This is a genomic window from Haloferax denitrificans ATCC 35960, from assembly GCF_000337795.1.
Taxonomy (GTDB): Archaea; Halobacteriota; Halobacteria; order Halobacteriales; family Haloferacaceae; genus Haloferax; species Haloferax denitrificans.
On record NZ_AOLP01000009.1, the window covers coordinates 355,205 to 367,595 of the forward strand.

At 67.6% G+C, this 12,391-nt stretch carries 10 protein-coding genes; 8 read left to right on the top strand and 2 right to left on the bottom strand.

Annotated elements, in window-relative coordinates; all coding sequences use genetic code 11:
• The first annotated feature begins 6 nt into the window (after positions 1-6).
• The 5 genes from C438_RS08900 to C438_RS08920 all read left to right on the top strand — a co-directional run bounded on the left by C438_RS08900 (position 7) and on the right by C438_RS08920 (position 6,583).
• Positions 7-1,767: an ATP synthase subunit A gene (locus C438_RS08900; protein ID WP_004969026.1), complete on the top strand. Its 1,761-nt coding sequence runs from the start codon at positions 7-9 to the stop codon at positions 1,765-1,767.
• Positions 1,768-1,771: 4 nt separating this feature from the next.
• On the top strand, positions 1,772-3,178 hold the full coding sequence (locus C438_RS08905) for an ATP synthase subunit B (protein WP_004969027.1): 1,407 nt from the start codon (positions 1,772-1,774) through the stop codon (positions 3,176-3,178).
• A gap of 129 nt (positions 3,179-3,307) precedes the next feature.
• Positions 3,308-5,287 carry a bacterio-opsin activator domain-containing protein gene (locus C438_RS08910; RefSeq protein ID WP_004969028.1) on the top strand — a complete coding sequence of 660 codons (1,980 nt, stop codon included), beginning with the start codon at positions 3,308-3,310 and terminating at the stop codon, positions 5,285-5,287.
• Positions 5,288-5,421: 134 nt separating this feature from the next.
• Positions 5,422-6,111, top strand: a complete 690-nt coding sequence (locus C438_RS08915; protein WP_004969029.1) for a V-type ATP synthase subunit D — start codon at positions 5,422-5,424, stop codon at positions 6,109-6,111.
• 88 nt (positions 6,112-6,199) lie between these two features.
• Positions 6,200-6,583: a DUF6276 family protein gene (locus tag C438_RS08920; RefSeq protein WP_004969030.1), complete on the top strand. Its 384-nt coding sequence runs from the start codon at positions 6,200-6,202 to the stop codon at positions 6,581-6,583.
• A gap of 57 nt (positions 6,584-6,640) precedes the next feature.
• Here C438_RS08920 and prf1 read toward each other — a convergent pair whose 3' ends face one another.
• Positions 6,641-7,885 carry a peptide chain release factor aRF-1 gene (gene prf1, locus C438_RS08925; RefSeq protein WP_004969031.1) on the bottom strand — a complete coding sequence of 415 codons (1,245 nt, stop codon included), beginning with the start codon at positions 7,883-7,885 and terminating at the stop codon, positions 6,641-6,643.
• 155 nt (positions 7,886-8,040) lie between these two features.
• Between prf1 and minD the strand changes: the two genes are divergently transcribed.
• Both minD and C438_RS19685 read left to right on the top strand, forming a co-directional pair.
• The gene (minD, locus tag C438_RS08930; RefSeq protein WP_004969032.1) at positions 8,041-9,906 is read left to right on the top strand and encodes a cell division ATPase MinD; all 1,866 of its coding nucleotides are present in this window, start codon (positions 8,041-8,043) and stop codon (positions 9,904-9,906) included.
• Positions 9,907-9,945: 39 nt separating this feature from the next.
• Positions 9,946-10,083 (top strand): hypothetical protein, encoded by a 138-nt coding sequence (locus C438_RS19685; RefSeq protein WP_004969033.1) that lies wholly within the window; start codon positions 9,946-9,948, stop codon positions 10,081-10,083.
• Positions 10,084-10,128: 45 nt separating this feature from the next.
• Here the strand turns inward: C438_RS19685 and argS are convergent, their stop codons facing one another.
• Positions 10,129-11,892, bottom strand: coding sequence for an arginine--tRNA ligase (gene argS / locus C438_RS08935; RefSeq protein ID WP_004969034.1), 1,764 nt, complete (start codon positions 11,890-11,892; stop codon positions 10,129-10,131).
• Positions 11,893-12,102: 210 nt separating this feature from the next.
• Between argS and C438_RS20085 the strand changes: the two genes are divergently transcribed.
• Positions 12,103-12,255 (top strand): DUF7563 family protein, encoded by a 153-nt coding sequence (locus C438_RS20085; protein ID WP_198526076.1) that lies wholly within the window; start codon positions 12,103-12,105, stop codon positions 12,253-12,255.
• Positions 12,256-12,391 lie beyond the last annotated feature (136 nt).

Consider the following 12,391-nt stretch of genomic DNA (forward strand, 5'->3'; position numbering starts at 1 on the left):
CCAAACATGAGTCAGGCAACACAAGATTCCGTTCGCGAGGACGGTGTCATCGCAAGCGTGAGTGGTCCGGTCGTGACCGCCCGTGGCCTCGACGCCCGCATGAACGACGTCGTCTACGTCGGCGACGAAGGGCTGATGGGCGAGGTCATCGAAATCGAGGGCGACATCACGACTATTCAGGTGTACGAAGAGACCTCCGGCGTCGGCCCCGGCGAACCCGTCGAGAGTACGGGCGAACCGCTGACCGTCGACCTCGGTCCCGGGATGATGGACGCCATCTACGACGGCGTTCAGCGCCCCCTGGACGTGCTGGAGGAGAAGATGAACTCGGCGTTCCTCGACCGCGGTGTCGACGCGCCGGGTATCGACCTCGAAAAGAAGTGGGAGTTCGAACCCACCGTCTCCGTTGGCGACGAGGTCGCCTCCGGCGACGTCGTGGGCACGGTCCCCGAGACCGTGACCATCGAACACAAGGTCATGGTCCCGCCGGACTTCGAGGGCGGCGAGGTCGTCGCCATCGAGGACGGCGAGTTCTCCGTCACCGAGACGGTCGCCGAACTCGACAACGGCGAGGAGATCACGATGCACCAGGAGTGGCCGGTGCGTCAGGCTCGCCCCGCCGCCGAGAAGAAGACCCCGCGCGAACCGCTCGTGTCGGGACAGCGCATCCTCGACGGGCTGTTCCCCATCGCGAAGGGCGGTACGGCCGCGATTCCGGGACCGTTCGGCTCCGGAAAGACCGTCACGCAACACCAGCTCGCCAAGTGGGCCGACGCGGACATCGTCGTCTACGTCGGCTGTGGCGAGCGCGGTAACGAGATGACCGAGGTCATCGAGGACTTCCCGGAACTCGACGACCCGAAGACTGGCAACCCGCTCATGGCCCGGACGTGCCTCATCGCGAACACGTCCAACATGCCCGTGGCGGCCCGCGAGTCCTGTATCTACACCGGCATCACCATCGCGGAGTACTACCGCGACATGGGATACGACGTTGCGCTCATGGCCGACTCCACCTCCCGGTGGGCCGAGGCCATGCGCGAGATTTCGTCGCGTCTCGAAGAGATGCCCGGCGAAGAGGGGTACCCCGCGTACCTCGCCGCGCGTCTCTCCGAGTTCTACGAGCGCGCCGGCTACTTCACGACCGTCAACGGCGAGGAAGGCTCCGTCTCCGTCATCGGCGCGGTTTCGCCGCCGGGCGGCGACTTCTCCGAGCCGGTCACGCAGAACACCCTGCGTATCGTCAAGACGTTCTGGGCGCTCGACGCGGACCTCGCAGAGCGCCGTCACTTCCCGGCGATTAACTGGAACGAGTCGTACTCGCTCTACCAAGAGCAGCTCGACCCGTGGTTCGTCGAGAACGTCGAGGACGACTGGGCCGAAGAGCGCCAGTGGGCCGTCGACGTGCTCGACGAGGAGAACGAACTGCAGGAAATCGTTCAGCTCGTCGGTAAGGACGCCCTGCCGGAGGACCAGCAGTTGACCCTCGAAATCGCTCGCTACCTCCGCGAGGCGTACCTCCAGCAGAACGCGTTCCACCCGACGGACACGTACTGCTCCCCCGAGAAGACGTACGGAATCCTCACCGCCATCCACGCGTTCAACGACGAGGCGTTCAAGGCGCTCGAAGCCGGCGTCCCCGTCGAAGAGATTCAGGCCATCGAGGCGGCTCCCCGGCTGAACCGCATCGGTGTGCAGGAAGACTGGGAGGCGTACATCGAGGACCTCAAAGCAGAGATCACCGAGCAGCTCCGCGAGCTGTACTGAGACCATGAAGGAATACCAGACCATCACCGAAATCAGCGGCCCGCTGGTGTTCGCCGAGGTCGACGAGCCGATCGGTTACGACGAAATCGTCGAAATCGAGACGCCCCAAGGCGAGACCAAGCGCGGACAGGTCCTCGAATCCTCCGAGGGCCTCGTCGCGATTCAGGTGTTCGAAGGCACGACCGGTATCGACAGGAACGCGTCCGTCAGGTTCCTCGGCGAGACCCTCAAGATGCCCGTGACCGAGGACCTCCTCGGGCGCGTGCTCGACGGGTCCGGCCAGCCAATCGACGGCGGCCCCGAGATCGTCCCCGACGAGCGTCGGGACATCGTCGGCGCGGCAATCAACCCCTACTCCCGCGAGTACCCCGAGGAGTTCATCCAGACGGGCGTCTCCGCCATCGACGGCATGAACACCCTCGTCCGCGGCCAGAAGCTCCCCATCTTCTCCGCGTCGGGGCTTCCCCACAACAACCTCGCGCTCCAGATCGCCCGTCAGGCGACGGTGCCCGAGGACGAAGACAGCGGCGAAGAATCGGAGTTCGCAGTTGTCTTCGGCGCGATGGGTATCACGCAGGAAGAGGCCAACGAGTTCATGGAGGACTTCGAGCGCACGGGCGCACTCGAGCGCTCCGTCGTCTTCACGAACCTCGCGGACGACCCCGCAGTCGAGCGGACGGTCACGCCGCGACTCGCGCTGACGACCGCCGAGTACCTCGCGTTCGACAAGGACTACCACGTCCTCGTCATCCTGACCGACATGACCAACTACTGCGAGGCGCTCCGCGAGATCGGCGCGGCTCGCGAAGAGGTCCCCGGTCGCCGTGGTTACCCGGGTTACATGTACACCGACCTTGCACAGCTCTACGAGCGTGCGGGTCGTATCGAGGGACGCGAAGGGTCTGTCACGCAGATTCCCATCCTCACGATGCCGGGTGACGACGACACGCACCCGATTCCTGACCTGACCGGCTACATCACGGAAGGCCAGATCTACATCGACCGCGACCTCAACTCGCAGGGCATCCGCCCGCCGATCAACCCGCTTCCGTCGCTGTCGCGTCTCATGGACGACGGTATCGGCGAGGGCCTCACCCGCGAGGACCACGCCGACGTCTCCGACCAGATGTACGCGGCGTACGCGGAGGGTGAAGACCTGCGCGACCTCGTGAACATCGTCGGCCGCGAGGCGCTGTCGGAGCGCGACAACAAGTACCTCGACTTCGCCGAGCGCTTCGAAGCCGAGTTCGTCAATCAGGGCTTCGACACGGACCGGTCCATCGAGGACACCCTCGACATCGGCTGGGACCTCCTGTCGATGCTCCCGAAGTCCGAGCTCAACCGCATCGACGAAGAGCTCATCGAGGACTACTACCGCGAAGACGCCGAGTCGGTCGAAGCGGAAGCCTAGACCGCGGCGAACGCCGCGTTCGTCCCTCGGTTCGATTCTCCTCTTCTATTCGCGCCCCGAATCCTCCGAGCCGCGCGGCCGCGCGTCGCCCGCGAGAACTTCCTTACGTCTCGGCCACGACGACTCCGCATGGACGCCACTTCGTCTCCCGCCCGCGTCCTCGCGGTCGTCGGCCCCGCCGTCGACCGGGAGCGAGTCGTGGACGCACTCTCGCCGCTTTCGGTGTCGGTCGCCGGGTCCGCCGAGGCCGTGGTTCGACGCGCCGAGGCCGAACGGGTCGACTGCGTCGTGCTCGCGACCGACCACCTCGCGGACATCGAGGCGGTCCACGGTGCAATCGCGGTCCCGCTCGTCGTCGTCGTCCCGCCCGACGGCGACCTCTCGGCGGCGGCCGCCCGCGACGCCGGCGCGGCCGACGTGGTCCCGGTCGTCGATTCGAACCTCTTCGAGCGACTCCCCGAGCGCGTCGAGAGCGCCGTCGCGTGGCGTCGCCGCGGCGCGGCGGCCGCGAGCAAGATAACGGAGGACCTGAAGGAACAGGCGATAGACGAGGCCCCCGTCGGTATCACCGTCGCCGACTGCTCGTTGCCCGACCGACCGCTCGTCTACGTCAACGAGGCGTTCGAGACGATGACCGGCTACTCGGCCGACGCGGCGCTGGGGCGGAACTGCCGATATCTTCAGGGACCGAACACCGACCCCGAGCGCGTCGCCGAGCTCCGCCGCGCCATCGAGGCCGAGGAGTCGGCGTCGGTCGAACTGCTGAACTACCGCGCGAACGGCGAGACGTTCTGGAACCGGGTCGACGTCGCGCCGCTGAGCGGGCCGGACGGCGAGGTGACCCACTACGTCGGCTTCCAGACCGATATCACGGAGCGCGTGCGCGCCGAGGCGGCCGCCGAGCGGTACGCCGCGAGAGTCGACGAGGAGCGCGCGCGCCTCCAGACGCTCGTCGAGCACATCGAGGGGCTGTTGGCTGACGTGACGAGCGCGCTCGTCCGCGCCGAGAGCAGACGGGAGCTCGAAGCCGCCGTCTGCGACCGGGTCACCGCCGCCGGCTCGTTCGACTGCGCGTGGGTCGGTCACTGCGACCTCTCGCCGGCGGTCATCGTCCCGAACGAGCGGGCCGGAACCGACGCGGGATTCCTCGACGACCTCGAAATCGACCGGTCTGACCCCGACGACCCAACCGCTCGCGCCGCCCAGACGCGGACCGTCCAGTCGGCGGCGGTCGGCGAGGAGGGTGCCGACGCCGAGACGGTCGTTCCGTTCGACTCGGCCATCGCGGTTCCGCTGGTCCACCGCGACACGCTCTACGGCGTGTTGACCGTCTACACCGACGCCGCGGAACTCGACGACGAAGTACGGGTGGTGTTCGGGACGCTCGGGCGGGCGGTCGGCGCGGCCATCGACGCCTTCGAGAGCCGGCGGTCGTTGCTGTCCGACGAGCGGCTCGAACTCGAAATCGAGGTGCGCGACGAGACGCAACCGCTTGTCCGACTCGCCGTCGCGGGGGAGTGCGCGCTCGACTACGAGGGCGCGGTTTCTCACGACGACGGGACGCTCAGCCTGTTCGTCTCGACGGACCCTCCGACAGACGGACTCGCAGACGATAAGTTCGAATCGCCCGGCGTGGCCGGCGTGACCCGTCTCCCCCGCGGCGACGGCGTCGGGCTCTACGAGGTCGTCTTCGACGCGGGGTCGCTGACGCACCTCGTTGCCGACGCGGGCGGGCGGCTTCGCGGCCTCGAAGCCGACCGCGACGGCTGTCGGTTCACCGCGGTCGTCCCGGACCGCGGCGCGGGGCGGGCGCTACTCGACGACCTCTCGGCGGCGGCCGCCGGCGTCGAACTCCGGGCGGTCAGAGAGCGGTCGGCCCCGCCGCGGACGGGGCGGGGGTTCGCCGCCGACGTGAACGCGGCGCTCACCGACAGACAGCAGACCGCGCTCCAGCTCGCGCATCTCGGCGGCTTCTTCGAGTGGCCCCACGCCGTGACCGGCGACGAGCTCGCGGCGGCGATGGACGTCTCGCGGGCGACGTTTCACCAGCACCTCCGCGCGGCTCAGCGAAAGCTCGTCGCCGGCTTTTTCGAGGAGGGGACGCGGTAGCGCCGCGCCGACCGTCGGGAGGCGGCTCGACGGCCCGGTGCTATCAGCGGACCGAGCGTTCCGACCGATTTCGGGCGGTCCGGCCGGCCAGACAGTAAAAGATTAACACCCCAGGCGAACAACCCCCGGCAACGATGGCCGAAGACGTCAAGCCGACCCGCAAGAACTTGATGGCGATCGAAGATCGCATCGAACTCTCCGAGCGGGGCCACGACACGCTCGAACAGAAGCGTGACGGGCTCATCATGGAGTTCATGGACATCCTCGACCAGGCCCAGGACGTGCGGGCCAATCTCAATCAGGACTACGAGCGCGCGCAGAACAAAATCAACATGGCCCGCGCCATGGAGGGCGACGTGGCGGTCCGCGGCGCGGCCGCCGCGCTGAAGGAGTACCCCGAAATCACGACGCAGTCGAAGAACATCATGGGCGTCGTCGTCCCGCAGATCGAGTCCTCGCGCGTGAAAAAGAGCCTCGACCAGCGCGGCTACGGCCTGCTCGGCTCCTCGGCCCGCATCGACGAGGCCGCCGACGCCTACGAGGAGCTCCTCGAATCCATCATCCTCGCCGCGGAGGTCGAGACGGCGATGAAGAAGATGCTCGAAGAGATCGAGACGACGAAGCGCCGCGTCAACGCGCTCGAGTTCAAACTGCTCCCGGAGCTCTACGAGAACCAGGAGTACATCGAGCAGAAGCTCGAAGAACAGGAGCGCGAGGAGATTTTCCGCCTGAAGAAGATCAAGGCGAAGAAGGAAGAAGAAGAAAAGGAAGAACGCGCCGCGGAGAAGGCGGCCGCTGAAGCGGAAGCGGCGACGGCTGACTGACCGGACTCGCCCGGTTTCTCTCTCGATTCCGTTTTCTCTCGGTCGGGTCTCCGACCGCTTTTCATCGCACCGGCGCGTAGGGACTCCCATGTCCTGTCCCGACTGCGACGGCGAACTCGCCGTCTTCGCGGTGCCCGAACCGCTCGAATCCCACGCCCCCGAGGCGGCGCTGACCGTCGGACTGTGCGCCGACTGCCTCGGACTCTACCCGACCGACGAGCCGGTGACGGAGGGTGATTCGCGGCCGCTCGCGGACGCGCTCCCCGAGGGTGACTCGGGTGCGGCGGTCGCGCTCCTCGTCGGTATGCTCGACTCGCTGGCGCTCAACCGCGCCGGCATCGTCGACTGCGTCGAGTTCGCCGAGCAGTCGGGGACCGACGTGCATCTCACCATCGACCGGCTCCAGCGGGCGGCGACAGACCCGCACTTCGACGTCGCCCGTCGGCAGAGTCAGTTGGACGCGTTCCTCTGAGTCCCGTCGCTCTGTGCCGTCGAAACCGTGGCGTGAAGACGCCGAGGAGGAGGTCGCTTAGACGCCGGTGGAGTACCGGAGGATGCCGGCGATGCCGCCGAACGCGTCGTAGAGCTGTTCGCCTTTCTCGAAGTCGGTGCTGATGAACTTCGTCTCGGTGCCGCGCTGGTCCGCGAGGTCCATGAGCCACTCGATGACGTCCTCGCGTTCTTTCAGTTCGGCCTCCGAGCCGCCTTCGCACTCGTGGGTGGGCGTGTCGCGACGGTGGTCGACGAGTTCGTACTCCTCTTGGCCGTCGCAGTCGTAGATGGCGATGTCCTTTCGGAGGTCCTCGGAGATGAGGAGGCGGTCGACCGACCCCATCACGAGGTTCTTCCGGGTCGCCTCGAACCCGTAGGTGGACTCGTTGCCGCGGTGGAGCTTCTCGAAGAACTCCTCCATCTGCTTTTTGTCCTTGATGACCTCCTGGTCGGCCAGCGCGTCCTGCCCGGCGTCGACGAGGTCGTAGAGGCCGGACTCGTCGGTGTAGGCCACGTCGAACTTCCCGACGACGAGGTCCTGCAGTTCGTGGTGGAGGTAGTCGCCGTCGAGGAACTCGTCTTTCGTCGGCGAGGGACCGCCCACGAGGATGCCGTCCATCTCGTGTCGCTTGGGGACGAACAGGTCGTTGGCCATGCCGGCGACCTCCTGATAGAAGTTGTCGATGGCTTCGAGGCGGAGGCGGGCGAAACGCTGGGCGGACTGACCACCTTTGCGCTGTTTGCCGGGGACGAGCGACGAGGCGCTCTTGACCGGCTCGACGCGCTTGCCCTTGAGCCAGCCGACGTTGGCCTCGCGGCGGTCGAGGACGATGAGGCCGAACAGGCCCTTGTCCATGAGCATGTCCTCGAGCGGCCCGGTGAGGAAGTTCGAGTCGCAGTGGTACCGGAACGACTGAATCGGCTCCGGCGGGCTTTCGAGCACCTTGGTGACCATCGTCGTCTGGCCGCCGCCGGCGTCGACCGCGCCGGAGAACATCACGATGCCGTTGTCCGGCGGGAAGTTCCCGTAGTACCGGAGCCGGTCTTTGATGCTCGTCAGGGCGTCTTGGACGTTCGTTCGCGTCTGCTTCGATTTGATGTTAGACGCTTCGCTGTGCTCCGTGATGACGTGTTCGACCACGTCGGAAATCTGCTTGTCTTCGGGGATGTAGATGGTGACGAGCTGAGTTCCCGACCCTTCGTACTCTCGCAGGTCCTCGATGACCTTCTTGAATTCGTACTTTCGGCGGTCTTCGCTCGCCTCCTCGGCGTCGCTACTCATCACTCCACCTAGTCCCTCCAGCGGCTAAGTAACCTTTGACTGGGCACGCGCCGCGGTATCTCGCCGCACGAGGGGCCGTACGACACGACTGCGGAGACGGGCGCGGTCGGAGAACATTTATGTGGCTGTCACGGGTGGACTTCGACGTTGGAATTATGGCCCGGGTGTACGCAGTTGCCAGCGCGAAAGGCGGGGTTGGAAAGACGACGACCACGGCCAACCTCGGGACGACGCTCGCGATGGCCGGTCACGACGTCGTCGTCGTCGACGGTGACCTCGGGATGCCGAATCTCGCCGGCGCGCTCGGCGTCGACCCCGACGGGGCGACGCTCCACGACGTGTTGACAGGCGAGGCGGCGGTCGAGGCGGCCGTCTACGACGGACCGGCGGGACTCTCGGTGGTCCCCGGCTCGAACGCCCTCGAAGCGTTCGCGACGGCGAACGTGCGGGAACTCGACGCCGTCATCTCGGCGCTCGAAGCCACCCACGACATCGTCATCATCGACACCGGCGCGGGGCTGAGCGACGACACCTTCGTCCCGCTGAAGCTCGCCGACGAGGTCGTCTTGGTCTCCACGACGGAGCGCGAGGCGCTCGGCGACACCGAAAAGACCCGACAGCTCGGCGACCGCATCGGCGCTGACATCGTCGGCGTCGTCCTCACGCGGGTCGACCAGTCGAACCCGAACGCCGAGGTGGTCGCCTCGCTCCTCGACGCCGGGGTCATCGCCGTCGTCCCGGAGGACCCGGCCATCCGCGAGGCGCTCAACACGCAGATTCCGGTCGTCGCCCGCTCGCCCGACAGCATCGCCGCCGCGGGCTACCGCGCGCTCGCCGAGGCGCTCACCGGCCAGCCGGTCCCGATTCCGGACGCCCCGGCCGAGGAAGCCGAGGCGGACGAGGCGGACGAGTCGGAAGCGGACGCGGCCGACGGCGAAGCCGCCGAGTCGGAGACGGACGAACACGTCTCGGTCGTGCAGGCCGACGCCGACCCCGCAGACCCCGCGGGCGAGTCGGCGTCGACTCCGACTCCCGAGGCAGACCCCGGATTTTGGACCCCGGACCCCGCCCCTGAACAGGTGTCTGCCCCCGAGGCCGCCCCCGACGACGTCGCCGCCGCGGTCGCGGACGAAGACCGGGTCACGGCGGAACCGGAGGCCGAATCCGAACCGGAGGCCGAATCCGAACCGGAAGCTGAATCCGAACCGGAAGCGGAAGCCGAGGTCGAACCGGAACCCGAACCCGAATCCGAAACGGAACCGGAACCCGAACTGGACCCCGAATCCGAGGAACGACCGGAAGCTGACTCCGGTTCCGACGACGAGTTCGCGACCGACGACGACCTCGCCGCGTCGGTCCCGTTCTCCGGTGGCTCCGTCGCGGACCCCGACCCCGCCGACCCCGCTGAGGACGACGCGGCGGGCGATGCGGTGGACGCGCCGGCCGATCCGCTGGCCGCCGACGCGAGCGACGACCCGCTGGCCGCCGACGCGAGCGACGACTCGGTGGTCGCCGCCCCCGAGCCGGCCGGCGACGACGAACCGGCCGGCGACGACGAACCCGACACCGACCCGCTGGCGGCGGACCTCGAAGCGGTCACCCGCGGGACTTCGACGGCCGACGAGGAGTCGGTCGGCGACGCCGACAGCGAACCCGTCTCGGATATCGACGCCACTCCCGGTCCGGATGTCGACGCCGACGCCGGCTCGACGGGTGCGGACCCGCTCGCGGAAGGGGCGGCCGAACCCGACTCGGGAGACGACGCGCCCGCCCGCTCGGACTCGGACGAGCCGACCGAGGCGGCGGAACCGGAGACGGACGCTCCCGAGGCGGCCGAACCGCTCGTCGCCGAGGCCGAGCCGAGCGCGTCCGGGACCGACGCCGAAGCGGACGCGGACGACGAGGCCGACGACGGCGACGAGGAGGGCGTCTACACCACCTCGCTCGTCGAGGAGGTCGAGTCGTTCGACGACGACGGCGACGAGAAGAAAAAGGGCTTTTTCAGACGCTTCCTCGGCTAAACGGGAAGGCCTTTTACTCGCGTCTGCGGAATGGCCTCTATGGCAGAATCTGAGTCCGTTCCCTTCTGGTGGATAGTGCTGTTTCTCGTCCTTGCGCTCGGCAGTGGTGCCGCCGTCGTCTTCTCGGTCGGCGGGTCGCTCATCTCCGGGACCGCGGCGCTCCCGCTTTTCTTCTGAATCGCTCGAAAAAAGCCGTCGCCGAAGAACTCGCTTAGCCCGCGGTCACATCGACTCGGGCGCTTCCACGCCCACGATGGAGAGCGCGTTCGCCACCGCGTTCCGCGAGGCCTCGACGAGCGCGAGTCGGGCCGCGCCGACCTCCTCGTCGGCGTCGAGCACGGGGCACTCGCGGTAGAAGGTGTTGAACACCTCGGCGAGTTCGCGGGCGAACGTCGCCACGGTGTGCGGTTCGAGGTCGTCGGCCGCGGTCTCGACGACCGCGGGGAACCGCGCGATGGTCGCCAGCAGGTCGCGCTCGGCGTCGGTCGTCAGCACGGCGGGGTCGGCCTCGCTCGCGTCGAGGCCGGCGGCGGCCGCCTCGTCGGCGATGCCGCAACAGCGCGCGTGGACGTACTGGATGTACGGCGCGGACTGGGCCTCGAAGTTGAGCGCCTGGTCCCACTCGAAGGTGATGGTCTTCGTGGGCTGTTTGGAGACGATGTCGTAGCGGACCGCGCCGATGCCGACCTGCCGGGCGATGCGGTCGATGTCGGACTCGTCGAGGTCGTCGTCGCGGGTGCGGCCTTCGAGGCGGGTCTCGACCTCGTCGCGGGCGCGGTCGATGGCCTCGTCGAGGAGGTCGTCGAGCATGACGCCCGTCCCCTTGCGGGTGGACATCGTCTCGCCGCCGGGGAGGTTGACCCACGAGTAGATGACGTTCTCCAGTTTGTTCACGTCGTTGCCGAGGATGTCGAGCGCGGCGCGGAGCTGGCCGGACTGGAGCTTGTGGTCCTCGCCGAGGACGGTCACGGCGCGGTCGTAGTTGTCGAACTTCCACTCGTGGTGAGCGAGGTCGCGCGTCGTGTACAGCGAGGTGTCGTCCGACCGGAGGAACACGAGGTTCTTCTCGAAGCCGTAGTCGTCGAGTTCGAGTTGCCACGCGTCTTCCTCGTAGACGGCGTGGTCGGTCTCCTTGAGGCGCTCCGCGAGGTCGCGGGTGCTCCCGTCGAACATGAACCGCGTCTCCTTGACGAACTCGTCGAACTCCGCGGGGAGGCGTTCGAGACACTCGCGCATGCCGCCGAGCACCTGGTCGACCACGGTCTCGACGCGGGCGTACGTCTCCTCGTCGCCCTCCTCGATGCCCTGGAGAATCTCGGTGATTTCGGCTTCGGCCCGTTCGACCTCCTCGGGGTCGGCCGCTTCGAGGAAGGCGTTGCCCTTGCGGTAGTAGCGGACGAGGTCGTACTCGACGCGCTCCCGCGCGGGTTCGCCTTCGAGGTCGTCCTCGTCGAACGTCTCGTAGGCCCACGTGAAGACGGCCATCTGGCGGCCGGCGTCGTTCACGTAGTAGTGGCGCTCGACGTCGTTGCCGGCGAAGTCGAGCAGGTTGGCGACGGCGTCGCCGATGACCGGGTTGCGGGTGCGGCCGACGTGGACCGGGCCGGTCGGGTTCGCGCTCGTGTGCTCGACGACGACGCTGTCGCCGGTCGCGGGCAGGCGACCGTACGCCTCGTCGGTCGCGGCCGATTCGAGGGTGTCGTCGTAGTAGGCGTCCGAGACGTGGAAGTTGACGTACGGGCCCTGGGTGTCGACCGCGGCGAGGTAGTCGTAGCCCTCGGCGGAGAGCTCCTCGGCGATGTCGACGGCGATTTTCGGCGGCGGCGCGCCGACGACCCCGGCGAGTCGGAAGGCGACGCTGGAGGCGAGCGTCGCGGGTACGTCCTCCGGCGGCTCCTCGACCCCGAGGTCGTCGGTGGGCAGGTCGAGCGACGAAAGCGCCGCGGAGAGCGCCGTCTCGACCTCCTCACGGAACTGTCTGAACATGTACGCGGATTCTCGATAGGCGGCTAAAGGCCTTTCCGAACCGTCCGAGCGACCGCGGACCACGACAGGAAGGACGTTCGTTTCCCCCGGTTCTGGGGGCGGTGTTAGCGCCAACCGCACCGATACCTTACCAGTTAGGTAATAGTGGTATATCGTACGCGGACGACTGTCAAACCACGGGCGGCGACCCGCCGCTCTCACCACCCACCCATGAGTCAATGCAACCACTGCGATGCGTTCGTGTCGAACAACTTCGTCCGCGTCTTCGGCGACGAGGACGGCAACGTCTACGCGTGTCCCAGTTGCTCGGCGAACGCGGGTATCTCACAGGTCAGCACCGAGCGGCGAGCGTCGTCTCTCTGAGGTCGCCGTTCGGTCGTCGACCCCGACGGATTCGGACGCGCGGAATCGCACCCACGGCGTCACGCCGTCACTCCCCCCACAGCGCCCCCTGCCGTCCCTCGCCGTCCCACGCGCTTCCGGCCCGTTCCACTTTGCC